Source organism: Nocardia vinacea (assembly GCF_035920345.1).
Classification (GTDB): domain Bacteria; phylum Actinomycetota; class Actinomycetes; order Mycobacteriales; family Mycobacteriaceae; genus Nocardia; species Nocardia vinacea_A.
Genome location: NZ_CP109149.1, coordinates 2,611,604 through 2,628,299 on the forward strand (window position 1 = coordinate 2,611,604; position 16,696 = coordinate 2,628,299).

The window sequence follows — 16,696 nt, forward strand, 5'->3', positions numbered from 1 at the left end:
CGGTTATCGGGCGCGCGGTAGCACCGATCCGAGTCCGGCGACAGTGAACAACTGCGTGGTGACCGTGACGTCGGTGTCGGTGAACCGACGTCCGCCCAGCTGCTCGGTGATGAAATATCGGATCGGTTCGGATTGGTCCGCAAGGCTGTTCATTATTTCGGACGGCACCTCCACAGTGCCGTCGAGGTGCCGCGGCTGATCGCTGATCCCCCGCTGCTGCGGCAGCGGGCAGTGCGATGTCGGCGGGCGGTAGCCCTTCCAGGCCCGCGCTGGACTGGTCGCTTCCGATCTCGGGAGTTCCCACTGTGCCGAGCAAGGTACATGGCGCGTATTCGGCGGTTGCGGAATTCGTAGTGAGCCCGGTGAACACGAGCGTCAGCGCGGTGGGGAGCGCGAATCGAGCGAGAGTTTTCACAACCATCCGAATGAGCCGAAGACAATGAGAGCCACCGCGTCGAGCCCGAGAATCACACCGACGACAACGGCCTTGGCGCGCACCGTGGGCAGATCGTGCACCCAGAAGCAGGCCGCGAAGAACGGCACATAGCCGATCAGCCAGATCAGTGGCGGGAAGCCCGCCTGCCACCAGGACCAGTCCCAGGTCAGCACGCCGATCTTGTTGAGCACGATCTCGACGCCAACGGCCAGCGCCGCGTTCAGGGCCACGAGCACCGGACGGTTGGGTAGCCCGAACACGCGTATCTCGCGCGGCGGCAACAACTTCGCGGCCGCGACGCCCATGATCGCGAACATGAAGCAGATCTCGATATTGAGCCCGATCAGGATCTGATAGGCGGTCGGCCCCGTCGCGCCCCACACCGGAGCGCGATCGGTGACATGGAAGACCACGGCGTTCCAGATCTCGTTGAACCAGTCCATCCCCCACAGCGCCAGCCCACCGAACAGGACATTCCAGTTCCGGCGCTCCACCTCGGTGGCATACACGTAGAGCACGATCAGCAGTAGCGGGATTACATACCACTTGAACTGGCTCGAATCACGAACCAACTCCAGCGCCGCACGGGCGTTATCGGTCACTGGCCAGCCTCTCTTCCGATGACCGCAAACCCCGAAAGTGTGTTACATCGCTACACTCAGTGTCAATCTGTCATGGTGCGAGCGTCGAGATCGAGCTAGGCCCTCAGACGAGGTACCGGTGGGCGACTTCGGTAATTCCATCGAGGGCGCGCACGCGGATCGGTCCCGTGATCGGCCATCTCCTCGCAATTCCAGCCCGTGCCGACACCGAATACGAAGCGCCCGTGCGAGATTCGGTCAAGTGTGGCGACCTCCTTCGCGGCGTGGATGACATCGCGCTTTCGATCGCCAACCACCCGGGGCAGACAACTCCGATACTTTCAATCGATGGTGCATCCCGTCACGGGCAATCCGTTCAACCGGTCGACGAGATAGCCGATCGCGTTATTGGTTCCGTAGCCGTCGATCAGCTCCGGACCGAAGTGGTTCGGGATGGTGGTCCCGGACAGGATGGGCGGCAGCTCGTTGGTGCGGAAGGTGACGGTCGCGCCGTGGCCGCACCAGTCGGCCGCCAGTTGCCCGGCCTGGCCGTAGGGGACGGTGTCGTCATTGCGGCCGCTGGTGATGAACACCGGACTGGTCGGCTTCAGTGAGCCGATGCGCAGTCGGTCCAGAATGCCGACGAGTTCCGGGATCTCGCGCAAATGATCCGACATTGCGCGGTGGTCGACGGTGAAATCGGCGGACCGCATGAACGGGTGCAGGAAGATGACATCGGCGATGCACTCGTCGGCCAGCTCACGCAGCAGCGCCTTGCCCTCGGGCGTGGTGCGCGCGTCGAGTTGCGGTTGTAAGTCCGGATGGCGGGCGAGCAGGCCGTTGATAGCGAATCCGGTCACGCCGCTGATGAGCACTCCGTCGACCTGCCGCAATATCTCGGAGAGGTCCGCTGTCGGCGCACCGGCCCAGGTGCCCTTCAGATTCAATTCGGGGGCGTAGCCGGACTGCATCTCGGCCGCCGCGGCAGTCGCCCCGCCGCCTTGCGAATAGCCCCAGAAGGCCAGCGGGGTGTCGGTTCCGCTGCCGGACAGTGCATTCGCCGCGCGGGCCCCGTCGAGGACAGCGTGCGCCTCCTCGATGCGGTTGACGTAGGTATGAACTCCAGGTGTGCCCATGCCGATGTAGTCGGTCACGAAAACGCGCGCGCCCAAGGAATTCCATGCCAGCGCCGCGAGCGCCTCCTGATTGACCGACAGCGCCGGCGGCGTGACTCGGGCATAGACCCCCGTGGAGAAGGCCAGCGACATCGCGCACTGATCGCCTTGCCCCGTGGTGCCGGGGCCGATGATGATGGTCGGCCGCGGACCGGAGCCGCGCCATGGCTGGTCGGCATCGATGAAGATGCCGGTGGCCGCGACCGGGGCGTCGTCCTCGGTCCGCGTTGTGTACATGACCTGTTTCGCCGGTATCGGCCACTTGCCGTTGTCCGTCGGCTGCGCCAGGTACACCGAGGTATCGACGGTCTTGATAACGGCTCCGCGCGTCGCGTCGAATTGTGCAGGGGGAACGTAGAAATCGTTCACCGGGTCGGCCGAGGCTTGCCCCGGCCCGACGCAGGCGACCACAGCGGCCAGGCTCAGCGCGCTCACGACCGCCATCACATGCCGAAACTTGTTCGGCCGCCGGCGATTCGATGCGGACCAGCGCCGTTGTCCTGACATCATTCTTCTTTCTCTGCGGAGCTCCCGCGCGCACGAACCGCGCGTGTGTATGCGATGAAAGGAGTTGTGCCCCAAACGAATCGGACGCGGCAGGTCGCGTCGATGATGTCGACGCCTCGACCTGAATCGCGGTCCGGGCGAGCGCCGCACGAGTTGCGTGCGTCGTCGAGTCTTCGAGTAACCCGGTTATTGGCGGTAACCAAGTTACCACAGCTTCGTCATCGACTTCCCGGCGTTCGATCCCGACCTTTCCACTCAGCGGAAGTTGATCAGGGATAGGCCATCCAACCGTTGGTATGAAGGTTGCGGGACAGCCGGTCCATGCAGCGTTCGCTCGGAGGACGCACAGCAGCGCCGCCTACTGATCGACAGACGGTCGAAGGGATGAACTGATGCCGAAGGGATACGTGATCCTGACCGAAGCAATTCGGGATCCGGCGGGTATGGACGAGTACGGGCGTGCGGCGGGACGGTCGATGGCGGAATTCGGCGCGGCGCCCCTGGTCGTCGATGGCAATCCGGAGGTCCTCGAAGGTTCCTGGCACGGCGATCGGACGGTCGTGATGGAATTTCCCTCGGTGGAGGCTGCGCGCGCCTGGTACGAGTCGGAGAGCTACGCGCGAGCAAAGCCGTTGCGGCACGCAGCCGCCGACGCCAACGCGGTCATAGTCGCAGGTTTCGAAATGCCGCCGCATGAGTGAGATCGAACTCTCCTGCGCGTTGCCGCCGGGTCCGGAGTTCGCGGATCTGGCGGCACTGGCGGAAACTCTCGGCTATGCCCGGGTATGGATCTACGGTTCCGCCCCGCTGTGGGAGGACCCGTTCGTTCATCTGGCGCTGGCGGCGCAGCGGACCAGCCGGATCGGTCTCGGCACCGCCGTGCTGATTCCGACCGAACGTTCGGAAATGGCGATGGCGAGTGCGATCGCGACAATCACACGCCTGTCCAGCGGCCGATTCCGCGCGTGTTTCGGTACCGGATTCACCGCCAGATCGGCGATGGGTCAGCGCCCGATGATCTTGCGCGCCTTGACGGAATACGTCACGGCCGTACGCACCCTGCTCGCGGGCGAGACCGCTGTCATCGACGGTCAACCGGCCCGGATGCTGCATGCCACCGGACTGGCCGCGCCGCGTCCGATCGATACGCCGTTGTGGCTGAGCGCTTTCGGCCCGCGCGGCGCCGAGCTGGCAACCTCGGTGGCCGACGGTGTCATCGGACCAGTCCATCCCACTTTGCCCACCGCCATCACCGTCTCCGGCACCGTGCTCGAGACCGGCGAAGACCGCGGATCGAGTCGAGTGCGCGATGCGATCGGTCCGTGCCGGGTCGTCGACTGGCATGTCGCCTATGCCGCCGGTGGTGCGGCGGCTGTCGACGCGATGCCCGGCGGTAGCGCGTGGCGCGAGGCGCTGGAATCCGAGACACCGGAAGACGAGCGGCGTCCGCGGGCATTCGAGGGTCACTTCACCCACCTTTCCGACCGCGATCGCTTGTTGCTCGAGCACATCGATGTCGCCACGATGGTCGGCGAGCGCTCGGAAATCGCGGCGGCAGTAGCGAACCTGGCCGCGGCGGGGTACCACGAGGTTGTGTACATGCCGACCGGTCCCGACGTAGTCCGCGAACTGCGGGCCTTCGCATCGGTCGAGCACTGAGGAAACGGAGCAACTTTCATGCCAGTCCAGCGCCTGAACCATGCCGTCCTGTTCGTCTCCGATGTGGAGCGCTCGGCCACGTTCTACCGCGAGGTCCTCGGCTTCCGACAGATCGGCGCAATTCCGGGTGGGGTCTTCCTGCAGGCGGCCGGTTCAGCCAACGACCATGACCTGGGTTTGTTCCGATCCACCGAACCGGCCGCTCCGCATCGCACCGGACGAGTCGGGCTGTACCACCTGGCCTGGGAGGTGGACACGCTGCGCGAATTGGGGCGGGTCAAGGATGCGCTGCGGGCGGCGGACGCCCTGACCGGAGCATCGAATCATGCGGTCACCAAGTCGCTGTACGGAGCCGACCCCGACGGCATCGAATTCGAGGTGTGCTGGTTGGTGCCGGATGCCGCGATCGAACAGGAGTTGCGAGGTATGGCCGCGCCGACCATGCCGCTCGATCTCGCCGCGGAGATCACCCGATATGGCGCGGATACGCCCGGCGGCAAGCGTACGGATCATGCGGTCTGGCAGCGCTTCCTCGCGAGTGAGACTGCCGACTGACCAGCACTTCGAACGGGGAAGTGCATGGAGCGCATCGGCATAGAACATCTCAGCGTCTTCGGTCTGCCACGGATCGAATTCGTCGACCTGGCAGCGGATCTTGGCGTCCCGAACATATCGACGTCACTGCAGAGCACCGGGAACAGCCCGCTCGGCTATCCGCACTTCTCACTCTCGACCGTAAGCGACCCGCAGCGAAATCCGGGGGTATGAGCAGCACAGGTCTTGACTCCGGATGGCGCCTCGCGCACACTACCGAGCAGTAACCGGACAGCACAGTCCGGATGGTGAGACCGCACAGCCGCCACCATGGCAGTCGCATCTCAATGATTTCCGCAGCCGCCGATCGACGGACCACCAGCCCCGCGGCCGACCGGAACGACCGACACGAAAGGCAACCCTCATTGCCGAGGGTCACCCATGACATCATCGTTGCTCCCCCTGGCTCGGCGTTCCCTGGTGACGGTCGCGGCCACGGCACTGCTGTTACCGACCGGAACCCTCGCCGCCCAACCACAGTCGGATATGACCGGCAGTGTTCGCGAAATCTCCGGACTCACCGATATCGCCGTCGCCCGCGCCGAGTGCGGCCCCGGCTCCGACCCAGAATCCGGACACCAGGGCGACGTACCCGCCGCCGACCGGAACAACGGCCGCAGCACCCTCGGCTACCGCTGCAATATGTCGCAGGTCGGCAATTACGCGGGGCGCGGCGGGGGTATCTCCTCGGTCAGCTTCGACCACTGCGTCTACGTCGGCACCTTCTTCCCGGGCAACCTGCTGGGGCCCGAACAAGGTGTGCAGGTGCTCGACGTCTCCGATCCCACCGCGCCGGCGCTGACCGAAACATTGAACGAACCGGCGATGCGGGCCGGCACCTGGGAAAGCTTGAAGGTCAACGAAACTCGCAAGCTGCTCGTCGGCGCGGGCGCGCCGTTCATGACCGGCGCGGGTCTGCTTTCGGTCTACGACATCTCCGATTGCGCGCACCCTCGGCTGCTCAACCCGGGCGCCGGGACCAGTTTGAACATGCCACTGCCGATCACCGCACACGAGGGCGGCTTCTCCCCCGACGGCAACACCTACTGGAGCTCGGGCGTCGCCCCTGGCCTGGTCAGCGCGGTCGATCTCACCGATCCGGCCAATCCGCGCGTCATCTGGCAGAACCTGCCCGGATTATCCATGCACGGCTTCGGATTCACCCCCGACGGCAACACCATGTATCTCGCCAATAACTCCGGCGGACTCATGGTCCTCGACATCAGCGCTGTCCAGCGCCGCGATCCGAATCCGCAAGTGCGCCAATTGGCCGATATCACCTGGACCGACGGTTGGGCCACCCAGCACAATATCCCGGTCACATATCGAGGCACGCCGTATGTCTTCGCCACCAATGAGGCCGGATCCGGCGGCGTAAAGCTGTTCGACGTCTCCGACGCGACGAATCCGCGCCTGCGCAACACCATCAAACTCGAGATCGATCTGCCCCAGAACCAGGACATCGCAATGGCTTCCGCCGCGGGCGGCTCGCTGTTCGCCTACGACGCGCACTACTGCGCCGCGGATCGGCCTGCCGATCCCACCGCACTGGCCTGCAGTTGGACCTCCTCCGGCATCCGCGTATTCGACGTCCGCGACCCGCTCGACATCCGCGAGATCGCCTACTACAACCCGCCCGCGCACACTGGGCACAACACCGAGCTGACGAACTCGCCGCACGCACTCGCCTCGATCATCGGCCCACCGCTGCTCGCGTCCCCGACGGTGGTCCAGACCATATTGCAGGGCCAGTTCGATATGTCCGAGGCCGCCGGTCCGCGCACCGGCATGCTCGCCTTCGGCGATCTCTCCTCGGACTGGTGCTTCTCCGCGCCCGAATGGCGTGGCAACCAATTGTGGACGACCTGTGCCGATAATGGATTCCTTGCGCTGCAACTGGATTCGAGCGTCTACACCCCGCCTGCCGACCAGCATTCGACCATGGGCTCATGACCCGGCGGACCTGGATCAGGAGTGCCGCGCTCGTCAGCCTCGCCGTGCTGCTGCTGGCGGTCGGCGCGGCCATCCGTCCGCTGCTGATAGCCGACGACAAGCCCGCACCGCCCGTCCTCAGCAGTACCGAGATCGGCTTCGCGCAGGATATGGTCGCGCATCACAGCCAGGCACTGGTCATGACGCAGCGACTCGACACCGGAGTCGAACCGACGGTACGTGCGCTGGCACAACAGATTTCGGACACCCAGCGCACCGAGATCGGTATGTTGCTCGGCTGGCTGCGAATGGCTCGCGTGGTCACGATCAATCCGCACCCGATGGCGTGGATGCACACCGACCAAACGAACCTCACCCAGCACCAGCACGCGACCGGCACCGCCCCGGCGACCGGCGATCTCATGCCCGGCATGGCGACCCAGGCCGAACTCGACGCACTGGCGGCGGCGCGCGGTGCCGACGCGGGAGCGCTGTTCCTGCAACTCATGCAGCGCCACCATGCCGGTGGCATCCAGATGGCCCAGGCGGCCGAGCGCCAATTGTCCAGCGGCATCGTCAAACAGGCGGCACGCGACATGATCGACACACAGAGCCGTGAAGTCGGCCTGATGATGCTGTTGACACAGCGCAGCACCCCGAGCTGACGCCGTGTTGACCACGGCAGTCATCAAGCGGCGACTCGTCATCCAGTACTGCATGGAAGTACGCACCAGCCCACGGTGGCTGCGCCTTTTCACCGACATCTGGCTGCTCGCCTGCTGGGCTGCGGCGCTGACCGTATACCTGCACTGACCCGGACATCGGCGTGGCGAGCGCGCCGAAGCCGGCCATTCGGTTACGCGGCAGCAATGCCGCGTCCGCCTGTCGGAGCGACCGAGAAATCGACCAGTCGAGGGCAAGCGACCGAGCGGGATACCGATGACCTCGGTGAACGCCCTGGCCCGAGACGACGCTTCAACGATGCGAGGAAAACCCAACATGCCGAGCACACGACCTTGCTACCATTTAGCAAACATCGCGTAGCGGGCGCCCTGCGACTTGGAGAGGCGTATTGCAATGATTCCCACATGGTGTCGATGGGCCGGGGCGGTGGCCATATTGGCTGCGGCGACCACGGCATGTTCATCGGATAACGACGGAAAGCCGGCGTCGCAGGGGACAACAAGCGCCGCGACTACGAGCAAGGTGGCGGACACCGGAAAGTTCGTGCCCAAGTACGAGCGTGCGATGGCTTCGGACCTTGCCAAAGAAGGCAAGGACGCCATTCAAGACAACAAGGTCCTCGAAGAGCTCACCGATGCCCTCGGGACGATGTACAAGCTACCCAAGGACATTCCCGTCATCGCCAAGGAATGTGGCGAGTTCAACGCGTACTGGGACCCGAAGAACCAGTCGCTGATCCTCTGTTACGAGATGTTCGCGGTCGCCGAGAGATACGCGAAGATGCAGGCTGCCGATCCTGCGAATGCGAATTCTATGGGAACTACTGACATTTTCAACCTTTACTTCGACGGCGTAACTCGCATGATCACCTTCCACGAGTCCGCACACATGGCGATCAACCTGTATTCGCTCCCCGCGACAGGACGTGAAGAGGACTCCGCGGACCAGCTCGGCGCCCTGGTCCTATTGACCATCCCCGGTCCCCTCGGTGCCGGTAGCGTGGCCGCGGCGGCCGACTTCTGGTTCGCCGTCTCCGATGATCCGGCAAGTCTCGATGCGCGCACCTTCGCCGACGAACACTCGCTGAGTCAGGTACGCGCCTACAACCTGGAGTGCTGGACCTACGGCTCCAACCCCAACGTGCTGGACGTGCTTGTGAACAAACCGGGTGAGCCAGAGAAGAAAGGGTTCCTGCCATATCAGCGTGCTGCGGGGTGTCCCGATGAGTACAACCGAATGAAGGCCGCGTGGGAGACCCTTTTGAAGCCCTATATCGAGACCAGTCTCGGCGCACCCGCCAGCAATACCCCGAGTGCGACACCTTCTTCGACTACCCAAACGCATTCCACCACCCCTACGCGCTAGGCGAGTCGTCGTCCCGCTGTCTCTACGACAACGGATGCTGTTGACGTCGCAGGCGGCCACAGCGTTCACCTTCGGGGCGAATGCCCGCCTCCAAGGGTGTGGGTTTGCTCCACCTCAGGTGTCTATTTCCTGCCGTCGTATGCCCGGACCATAGATCACGAGCCATTGGTACCGGGAAGTCCAGACGTGGATTGGTCCCATCCACAATTCGACGACAGACACCCATGGAGGCAAAAATTGTCACAGGAAAACCCATTCGACGACATCATGAACCAGCTTGGCGGAGCCCCGAGTTGCGGTGGCGCCACGACGGATCCGCAGGATATGACGGCACAGCTGAGCCAGGGATTCGACGACATCATGAATCAGCTGGGCGGGATTCCCGGTCTCGAACAGCCGCAGGGGCCGATTGAAATTCCCGGCCTCGAGCTGCCGGTCGACCAGCAACCGGTGGATCAGCAGCAACCACCTGTGGATCAGCAACAGCCTGTCGACCAGCAGGCACCTGCCGACCAGCAAGCACCCGTCGACCAGCAAGCACCCGTCGACCAGCAAGCACCCGTCGACCAGCAAGCACCCGTCGACCAGCAAGCACCCGTCGACCAGCAAGCACCCGTCGACCAGCAAGCACCCGTCGACCAGCAAGCACCCGTCGACCAGCAAGCACCCGTCGACCAGCAAGCACCCGTCGACCAGCAAGCACCCGTCGACCAGCAACCGATCGACCTGCAGTTCCCCATGGACCAGCAGGCACCTGCCGATCAGCAACAGCCCATCGACCAGCAACAGCCCGTCGATCAGCAGGCACCCGTCGATCAGCAGGCACCCGCCGACCAACAGCCGCCCATGGACCAGCAACCGATCGACGAGCAGCCGATCGACGAGATGTCCATGGACGACGGCCTGCCGCCCGATGACGTCTACAACACGGATTCCAACGGCCTCGGCATGGGCGCTGGGACGGAAGACATGTTTTCCGAAGGGCCCTTGGCCGATATCGGTGACACCATCGCCGACTCCATGGACATGTTCTGAGCATGCGACCCGATCAACTACCGACAGGTGGATCGGCCGCGGCCGTCCCGCCCCTGTTCGATTGGTTGATCCGGCTCGCACAGTCGGCGGACCGGGAAGACCTGCTCGGCACCCTCCAATCCGTGCGACGCCGATCCGCCGACGCTGCCATGCGGGTCGCCGTTGTCGGATTGCGCCAGCAGGGCAAAAGCCAGCTGATCAATGCCCTGCTGAACGAGCAGGTCTGCGTAGTCGGTGACCGTCGAGCCACCTCGGTGGTCACCGTCGTCCGGCACGCGGACGAACCGGTCGCGAAGCTGGTGGTCGAGCTGCCGGACGCCGAAACTCCCGTCGCGGCTGCACTGCCATTCGGTGAGTTGCAATCCGAGCTGGCGAAGTCCGCGCACGCGCGCGGCGGCCAGGTGGTGTGCGCTGAGGTCGGCATCGATACCGCGACGCTGCCGAAAGGTCTGGCCCTCATCGACACCCCGGGGGTCGGTGGCATCGGCCAGCGGCATGTCCCGCGAGTATTGAACGAGGTGGCGCTGGCGGACGCCGTCATCATCGTCACCGATGCCAGCCAGGAGTTCACCGAACCCGAATTTCGGTTCGTGCAGCAGGTGATCGGTCTGTGCCCCACGGCCGTCATCGCGTTGACCAAGGTCGACATCTACCCCGAATGGCGCCGAATCGCGGACGCCGACCGGCGCCACCTCGCCGATGCCGGAGTCGGCTGCCGAATCATTCCGGTTTCGTCGATGCTGCGCGGCCACGCGGTACGCCTGCGCGACAAGGAACTCAATGCCGAATCCGGCTATCCCGACCTGCTCGCGTTCCTGCGCACCGAGGGTCTCGCCGACATCGCAACCAAACGGCGCATCCGCATAGCGCGGGATATCGAGTCCGTCGCACACCATCTGACCGTGCCGTTCGAGGCGGAATTGAATGCGTTGCGGGACCCAGGGTTCCAGCAGCGAATGGCCGAGGAGTTGAAGACGCGCAAGGACATCTCGGACGCGCAGGTGAAGTCGGCACGGTCGTGGCAGCAGGTATTGAACGACGGTGTCGCGGACCTCAATTCCGAGATCGACCATGACCTTCGGGAACGGCTGCGGAGCATCAACAAGCACATCGAGTCCGAGCTCGAGGACGGCGACCCGGACAAGAAATGGCCGGTGCTGACCGAGTGGGTGCAGGAAGAGGTGAGCGCTGCGGTCGCCGACAATTTCGTCTGGGCGTACCAGTCCGCTCAGGCACTGGCCGAGCGGGTGGCGGCATCGTTTGCCGTGGACGGCAACGGCGTTGATCTCCCCGTGCTCGAGGCCATCTGCGAAGGTGACCTGATCGACCGACGGCTGCAGATCGGTGATCTGCGCGATATGAAGGTTTCGCTGGCGGACAAGGGCCTGACCGCGGTTCGCAGTGGCTACAGCGGCGCGATGATGATCGGTATGGGCGCCACCATGGTCGGCGCGGCGATGATGAACCCGATCACGATCGGAGCCGGGGTGGTGATCGGTGTGAAGGCCTACCAGCAGGACCGCGCGGGACGACTGGCCCGCCGCCGCAACGTCGCTCAGCTCACGCTCCGAAAGTACGTCGACGACGTATCCTTCCAGGTGCACAAGCTCTCCCGTGACCGCCTCCGGAATGTGCAGCGGGAGTTGCGCGATCACTTCAAGGAATCTGCCGAGCAAGCCTTGGCGTCACTGCAGAGTTCGTTGAAGGCAGCACAGGACGCAGCAGGCATGGAGCGCGTGGTGCGGGAAAAGCGTGCGGCCGAGGTCGAGCAGAATTTGACCGCGCTGGCCAGGGTTCGCGAAGGCGCTACCCGGCTGCGGACCGTGCAGTCGCAGCGAACCTAGCCGATTCCACCTTGGGTGAACGAACCTCACCCCATGCGGGGTCCGGTTCACCACTTGGGGTTATGGCCGACGATCCGTCTGTGCAGGAGATTTATAACCGTAACTCCCCAGCAACCAGCAACCAGCAACCAGCAACCAGCAACCAGCAACCGAGAGGTGTGCATGTCCGGCAGTCTTGGCATCAAGATCGGCACGGCCGATTTCGTCACCGCAGCTGACGCGGCGTCCGGAGGTTCCGAGCGGCGCGCCCCACGTCTTCAGACGACACAGCACCAGGCGACGTTGATCATGACCCAAGGCATGGCGCCGACGCTGTCTCCAATCGGCAGCGGTACCCGTCCGGCGCACATGGGACTGGTAGTCACCGGATTCGTGGACCGAGTCGGCGACCCGATCGATCTCGTCGCCGCCGACGGTTCCGCTCATCGGCCGGAGAAACTCGTCGCCAGCGCCGTCCAGTACCTGACGCGTTATTCGGCCGGTGCGTTCGCCGGGCCTCCCACCATCGCGGCGACATATCCCAGCTACTGGCAGCCACAGGGCGTGCAGGCGCTTCGCGAGGCGCTCGACCGGATGGACATGGCCGGTGTGGCACTCGTGGACGAGGTCGGATCGATTCTCGCCCGTGTCGAGTCGACACGAGGGCTACCTTCGGACGGCGCCGTCGTGGTGTACGACCTCGGCGGCAACGGCCTCAGCGTCTCGGTGGCCCGCGGTACCGAACAGATCGGCAGAACGGTCCGGAGCGCGGAATTCGGTGGCAAGCACATCGATGACGCCATCTTGCGGCACGTTCTCCGAGGCCTGGCTGGAGAACTCGGAGACATCGATCTCGCGGCCCCCGCTTTACTGGCGCCACTGAACGAACTGCGGCTGCGCTGCCGTCAGGCCAAGGAGACGCTTTCCATCGAAACTGCCTCGGTGATCGAGGTGGAGCTGGGACCTGTGCGTCACGATGTGCGACTTGTCCGCTCCGAGCTCGAGGATCTGATCAGAGAGCAGGTTGTCGAGTCCGCCGGACTTGTCCGAGAAGCTCTGCGCACCAACGAAATCGATGCCGGCGACGTGCGAGCAGTAGTGCTGGCCGGTGCGGCGTCGGCGACCCCGCTCGTGGCCGAGGTGTTGTCCACAGAGTTGCACGTACCGGTGATAGCGGAACCCGATCCCGGCCTCACATCCGCGAATGGCGCTGCTCTGCTGGCGCGTTCTTCGGCAAGTGTCGCCCCATCGGCGCCGGTGCCGCCGCTATCGATGCCGGCACCGACACCCGCTACCCCGCCGCAACCTCCGGAACCGCCTCGGTCCGCCGAGCCGGTCGCGAATACGCCGCCGGTGGTCGTCGCAGCCGCGAATCCGGTGGCGCCGGAATCAACAGGAGGTGGCAAAAAGGTCGGCAGTCGACGTCGTAAACAAGCACTTCTCGCCGCTGCGGCCATTGCTACGCTCGCAGCGGCGATTGTCGGAATTGTCGCGCACAGCACGCCGAAGACCGAGCCGCAGCCCACGGTAACCGAGCAAGTTACCGACACACCTTCACCTGCCGCGACAACCACCACGCAACTCCCCTACCCCACCAGGCCTGTTTCATAAGCAGTCCTATCGAACACCCCGCCGCAACTCGCTCAGCACGCCTTCGGCGCTGCGGGCCGCCACAATGCAGGCATTGGCGGTGAACTGATCCGCGAGCGGGTGTTCGGCCCGGGATCGCCATCGTCTGATTTCCGCCAATGCGACGTCCTGGCCCACGCCCGCGACCGCGAACGGTTCGATTCCCAAGCGTTCGGCCGGTCCCGTCCCGTGACCGCCGATCACCCGTTGCAGATCGGTGAGTTCGTGCTCGGACAACACCGTCTCGGTCGAGCGGAGCCGACTCAGGAGTCGGAGTTCTTCGAAGCCGTGCACATTCGCGAGCAGTGTCGCGACTTCCTGGCCGAGCGGTACGGCCTGCGGGGCCGGGTCGGCGGCGAATATCTGCCGCAGCATCAGCAGCGCGGTATGTGCCTTCAATTCGTCCGCCCGCTGGCCGAACTGAATGTCGATGACGCGCTCGAGTTCACCGATACCGCTGCGTGCGATCAATTCGTCGACCAGAGCCGCCGAATCGCTGGTTCCGGACCGTAGTCGAGTCAGTGCCATGCCGATTCCGAATAGCCCCAGACGTCTGACGAGGTGCTGTCGCGCCGCGGAATCAATCGGCAGATAGTCGGCTCGCTGGAATCGGTCGGCCGAGAGCATGGCCAATTCCAGGTCGGCCGGTGCGACCGTGGCAAGCCGGCGAAGGCCCACGAACTCGCTCTGTCGAAGAGTTTTCGCGGTAAAGGCGAGCAAACCTGCAACCGGTACGGCCGCCTGGCACAGGCCCGTCGTTTCCAATTCGCGCGTGAAGTCTTTGGCGGCCGCGCGGGCGGAGTGCATTGCGTCCGGACGGCCCGCACCGAGTTCGTCTGCCCGTGAGAGGACGCCGACGATTCCGAGCGGACCGGCGTTGCCGCCGACGTGCTCGCCGATCTGACGAATCAGTGCGAGGTCGGAATCGTCGAGCGCACGAAACAGATAGACCACCGCATCGGCTCCGGCGGAGCCGGTGTCCGGAGTCAGCAATCGCAGTGTGCGCGCGGACACATCCCTCGACAGTGACGTGGTTCCGGGGGTGTCGATGATCGTGGTGCGCGCGAGGCGGGGCACCGGCCAGTCGACGTCGATTCGATCGACCTGCGCGGCCACGAGCTTCCCGAGGTCGAACGTCAGACCACCGTCGGCTCGCTGTATCGGTACATACTCAGCCCGGCCGCTCGCGAGCCGAGCGATGACCGTCGGCGTGGCACCGTGCCGGTACCAGGTCACGACGCGGGTGCATTCGGTGGCGTCGGTGGGGGCGATATCTTGGCCGACCAGTGCGTTGAGCAGTGTCGACTTTCCGGCCTTGACGGCACCGGCCAATGCGATGCGCAGCGGTTCGTGCAGCCGTCGCGCGCCCTCTTCGAGGCGATCGGTAGCGGCGCGGTTACCGAAGTAAACGCGATGGGCGGCCTCGATGATTCTGTCGACCCTGGCGATCGGCGCTGCCGTGTTCATATCGGCACTCGGGTAACCCGCATGGTTTCACCCATACCGAACATCATTGCGCCACCGAATCCGCAGCGTGTGCCTAACACTTCTTTCTCTGCGTCGACGTTCTCCGATGGCCTGGGGTGACGGCGCGCGCCACCGAGGTGTGAGGGTTTCCAACCCGGGGGAGGATGATCTTCCGGACGCGCTACGAGAAGAGTTGGTGGTGTTCACGTGCGGGAAGTCTTCGACGGACGAGGGCATCCCTGAACCCCAGTTGAAGGAACCATCATGAACAGCACCAAAATTCGCGCAGCCCTAGCAGTGGCAGCGCTCGCACCGATGATTGCTCTCGGGTCAGGCGTAGCTACCGCCGCTCCCGCCCCGGTTGCTCCCCCTGCGCCTGTCCAAGTGGCACCCGCCGCCGAACAATTGCCCCCGCAAGTCGAGCCTGCCGTTTTGTCGTGGAACCCATTACTGTGGTGGGTCTGCTTCGTACCGCCGATCTTCCCCCTCGGTACGGGCATCTGCCTCGTATGACCGGATAGTTGCAGCTCAGCGATTGGATTGGACATGTTCAAGAAGCTCGCGAGGGCTGCGGCTGTGCTCGCAGCATGCGCAGCGCCGGCCGGGGTGCAAGTAGGCACTGCGCATGCCATAGACCCGTCTGTTCTGGGCGGTGGTTCCGGCATTATCGTCAACGACCAAGGCGTCTGCACGCTCACCACGATCGGGCACGATGCTGCGGGTCGGCTGGTCGGGCTCACCGCGGGTCATTGCGGTGAGGCGGGTACCACGGTCGTTGCCGACGCCAACCGTGACGCCGGTGTTGTGGGCACCTTCGCCTACGCGAACAACGATATGGACTACGCCGTCATCGTGTTCGATCCGGACAAGGTCGTACCCGTGAATCGCGTGGGTAATACGACGATTACCGGATTGGGCGGTCCGGCGCAGTTCCCGGACGTCGCGTGCAAGGAAGGCTATACCACGGGCCAGACCTGTGGACTGGCCTACGGAGATGTGTTCCAGACCGACACCTGGACCTGGACGCAGATATGCGTCCTTCCCGGTGACTCCGGCGGACCGGTCGTGGTCGGCACAACGCTCGTCGGCATGGTGAACGGATACCTGAGGGTGCCGTGCCTGGGACCGCAGCTCGGCGCGAATATTGCCGCCATCATGGGCGACGTCGACGCGCGCGGTGATATCGGAGCGGGTTTCCGCCCGATCTAGCTGCGTCACCGCACATTCCAGCCGAAGTCCTACCGCCCGTGGTGATTGACGACCACGCCGCTGTCGAGTGCGCGCTCAACTAGAAACACGCGTTTTTTGTTCTGCGGGAAGGATTCGACGTCGAATATTTTGAACAGCGCCCGCATGTGAGTCTTCACCGTGGCGACGCTCAGGCAGAGATCGTCTGCAATCTGCCAGTTCGATGCGGGGTAGGTGAACCCGGTCTCAGCGTCGTACGGGCGACATAGTGCCTCGAGAATCAGATACTGAGCGTCGGTCAGCGCAGTACGGGCCGGGAGACCGGTCTGGGCAATTGTTCGTTCATCCTCGGATGGGTGGCCGTCGGTGAAGATGAATACCGACTTCCCGAGCCGAATCGAATCGCCGGACTCGAGTTTGCGATACCCGCCGATGCGCTCGCCGTTGACGAAGGTCCCGTTTGTCGACAGCCCATTATCGATGACGACCCAGCAGTCGCTCACCCGCTTGATTATGGCGTGCAGGCGCGAGACGGTCGCGTCGGTCACGGTGATATCGGCCGCCTCCGACCGCCCGATTGTCATACTGTGCGTGTCGCGGTCGAGTGAAATCTCGCGCCGA

17 protein-coding genes are annotated in these 16,696 nt (G+C 64.4%); 11 read left to right on the forward strand and 6 right to left on the reverse strand.

The features are described 5' to 3' along the window. Nucleotides 1-3: 3 nt before the first annotated feature. The 4 genes from OIE68_RS12320 to OIE68_RS12335 all read right to left on the reverse strand — a co-directional run bounded on the left by OIE68_RS12320 (nt 4) and on the right by OIE68_RS12335 (nt 2,636). Nucleotides 4-153 (reverse strand): hypothetical protein, encoded by a 150-nt coding sequence (locus tag OIE68_RS12320; RefSeq protein WP_327099511.1) that lies wholly within the window; start codon nt 151-153, stop codon nt 4-6. A 258-nt stretch (nt 154-411) separates the two neighbouring features. After that, entirely contained in the window at nt 412-1,038 is a 627-nt protein-coding gene (locus OIE68_RS12325; RefSeq protein ID WP_327099512.1) for a hypothetical protein, read from the reverse strand. A gap of 95 nt (nt 1,039-1,133) precedes the next feature. Next, nucleotides 1,134-1,334, reverse strand: coding sequence for an LLM class flavin-dependent oxidoreductase (locus OIE68_RS12330; RefSeq protein WP_419150698.1), 201 nt, complete (start codon nt 1,332-1,334; stop codon nt 1,134-1,136). 24 nt (nt 1,335-1,358) lie between these two features. After that, a complete protein-coding gene (locus OIE68_RS12335) occupies nt 1,359-2,636 on the reverse strand; it encodes a lipase family protein (RefSeq protein WP_327099513.1) in 1,278 nt (425 codons plus the stop codon). 455 nt (nt 2,637-3,091) lie between these two features. Here OIE68_RS12335 and OIE68_RS12340 point away from each other — a divergent pair, with 455 nt between their 5' ends. From OIE68_RS12340 to OIE68_RS12385, 10 genes are all read left to right on the forward strand, one after another. Next, nucleotides 3,092-3,400 carry a DUF1330 domain-containing protein gene (locus OIE68_RS12340; protein WP_327099514.1) on the forward strand — a complete coding sequence of 103 codons (309 nt, stop codon included), beginning with the start codon at nt 3,092-3,094 and terminating at the stop codon, nt 3,398-3,400. Beyond that, a complete protein-coding gene (locus OIE68_RS12345; protein WP_327099515.1) occupies nt 3,393-4,358 on the forward strand; it encodes an LLM class flavin-dependent oxidoreductase in 966 nt (321 codons plus the stop codon). Before OIE68_RS12340 ends, OIE68_RS12345 begins: the two co-directional genes overlap by 8 nt. Nucleotides 4,359-4,376: 18 nt before the next feature. Next, the gene (locus OIE68_RS12350; RefSeq protein WP_327099516.1) at nt 4,377-4,913 is read left to right on the forward strand and encodes a VOC family protein; all 537 of its coding nucleotides are present in this window, start codon (nt 4,377-4,379) and stop codon (nt 4,911-4,913) included. Between the two features lie 420 nt (nt 4,914-5,333). Then, nucleotides 5,334-6,905, forward strand: coding sequence for a hypothetical protein (locus OIE68_RS12355; protein WP_327099517.1), 1,572 nt, complete (start codon nt 5,334-5,336; stop codon nt 6,903-6,905). Next, nucleotides 6,902-7,549, forward strand: coding sequence for a DUF305 domain-containing protein (locus OIE68_RS12360; protein WP_327099518.1), 648 nt, complete (start codon nt 6,902-6,904; stop codon nt 7,547-7,549). Before OIE68_RS12355 ends, OIE68_RS12360 begins: the two co-directional genes overlap by 4 nt. 4 nt (nt 7,550-7,553) lie before the next feature. Further along, nucleotides 7,554-7,697 (forward strand): hypothetical protein, encoded by a 144-nt coding sequence (locus OIE68_RS12365; RefSeq protein WP_327099519.1) that lies wholly within the window; start codon nt 7,554-7,556, stop codon nt 7,695-7,697. 306 nt (nt 7,698-8,003) lie between these two features. After that, nucleotides 8,004-8,933, forward strand: a complete 930-nt coding sequence (locus OIE68_RS12370) for a DUF4344 domain-containing metallopeptidase (protein WP_327099520.1) — start codon at nt 8,004-8,006, stop codon at nt 8,931-8,933. Nucleotides 8,934-9,257: 324 nt separating this feature from the next. Beyond that, entirely contained in the window at nt 9,258-9,968 is a 711-nt protein-coding gene (locus OIE68_RS12375; RefSeq protein WP_327099521.1) for a hypothetical protein, read from the forward strand. Between the two features lie 2 nt (nt 9,969-9,970). Further along, nucleotides 9,971-11,812 carry a dynamin family protein gene (locus OIE68_RS12380; protein ID WP_327099522.1) on the forward strand — a complete coding sequence of 614 codons (1,842 nt, stop codon included), beginning with the start codon at nt 9,971-9,973 and terminating at the stop codon, nt 11,810-11,812. 162 nt (nt 11,813-11,974) lie between these two features. Beyond that, nucleotides 11,975-13,402 carry an Hsp70 family protein gene (locus OIE68_RS12385; protein ID WP_327099523.1) on the forward strand — a complete coding sequence of 476 codons (1,428 nt, stop codon included), beginning with the start codon at nt 11,975-11,977 and terminating at the stop codon, nt 13,400-13,402. 6 nt (nt 13,403-13,408) lie between these two features. Here the strand turns inward: OIE68_RS12385 and OIE68_RS12390 are convergent, their stop codons facing one another. Then, entirely contained in the window at nt 13,409-14,887 is a 1,479-nt protein-coding gene (locus tag OIE68_RS12390; RefSeq protein WP_327099524.1) for a dynamin family protein, read from the reverse strand. 546 nt (nt 14,888-15,433) lie between these two features. Here OIE68_RS12390 and OIE68_RS12395 point away from each other — a divergent pair. After that, nucleotides 15,434-16,096 (forward strand): S1 family peptidase, encoded by a 663-nt coding sequence (locus OIE68_RS12395; protein WP_327099525.1) that lies wholly within the window; start codon nt 15,434-15,436, stop codon nt 16,094-16,096. 29 nt (nt 16,097-16,125) lie between these two features. On the opposite strand, the gene OIE68_RS12400 is transcribed toward OIE68_RS12395, so the two are convergent. Continuing rightward, a complete protein-coding gene (locus OIE68_RS12400; RefSeq protein ID WP_327099526.1) occupies nt 16,126-16,659 on the reverse strand; it encodes an FHA domain-containing protein in 534 nt (177 codons plus the stop codon). Nucleotides 16,660-16,696: the final 37 nt, after the last annotated feature.

What these genes read in the sequence shown, in the direction of transcription:
- OIE68_RS12375 (WP_327099521.1), top strand. Translation starts at nt 9,258, where the DNA reads ATGACGGCACAGCTGAGCCAGGGATTCGACGACATCATGAATCAGCTG.
- OIE68_RS12390 (WP_327099524.1), bottom strand. Translation starts at nt 14,887, where the DNA reads ATGAACACGGCAGCGCCGATCGCCAGGGTCGACAGAATCATCGAGGCC.
- OIE68_RS12355 (WP_327099517.1), top strand. Translation starts at nt 5,334, where the DNA reads ATGACATCATCGTTGCTCCCCCTGGCTCGGCGTTCCCTGGTGACGGTC.
- OIE68_RS12320 (WP_327099511.1), bottom strand. Translation starts at nt 153, where the DNA reads ATGAACAGCCTTGCGGACCAATCCGAACCGATCCGATATTTCATCACC.
- OIE68_RS12400 (WP_327099526.1), bottom strand. Translation starts at nt 16,659, where the DNA reads ATGACAATCGGGCGGTCGGAGGCGGCCGATATCACCGTGACCGACGCG.
- OIE68_RS12345 (WP_327099515.1), top strand. Translation starts at nt 3,393, where the DNA reads ATGAGTGAGATCGAACTCTCCTGCGCGTTGCCGCCGGGTCCGGAGTTC.
- OIE68_RS12340 (WP_327099514.1), top strand. Translation starts at nt 3,092, where the DNA reads ATGCCGAAGGGATACGTGATCCTGACCGAAGCAATTCGGGATCCGGCG.
- OIE68_RS12380 (WP_327099522.1), top strand. Translation starts at nt 9,971, where the DNA reads ATGCGACCCGATCAACTACCGACAGGTGGATCGGCCGCGGCCGTCCCG.
- OIE68_RS12395 (WP_327099525.1), top strand. Translation starts at nt 15,434, where the DNA reads ATGTTCAAGAAGCTCGCGAGGGCTGCGGCTGTGCTCGCAGCATGCGCA.
- OIE68_RS12385 (WP_327099523.1), top strand. Translation starts at nt 11,975, where the DNA reads ATGTCCGGCAGTCTTGGCATCAAGATCGGCACGGCCGATTTCGTCACC.
- OIE68_RS12350 (WP_327099516.1), top strand. Translation starts at nt 4,377, where the DNA reads ATGCCAGTCCAGCGCCTGAACCATGCCGTCCTGTTCGTCTCCGATGTG.
- OIE68_RS12360 (WP_327099518.1), top strand. Translation starts at nt 6,902, where the DNA reads ATGACCCGGCGGACCTGGATCAGGAGTGCCGCGCTCGTCAGCCTCGCC.
- OIE68_RS12335 (WP_327099513.1), bottom strand. Translation starts at nt 2,636, where the DNA reads ATGGCGGTCGTGAGCGCGCTGAGCCTGGCCGCTGTGGTCGCCTGCGTC.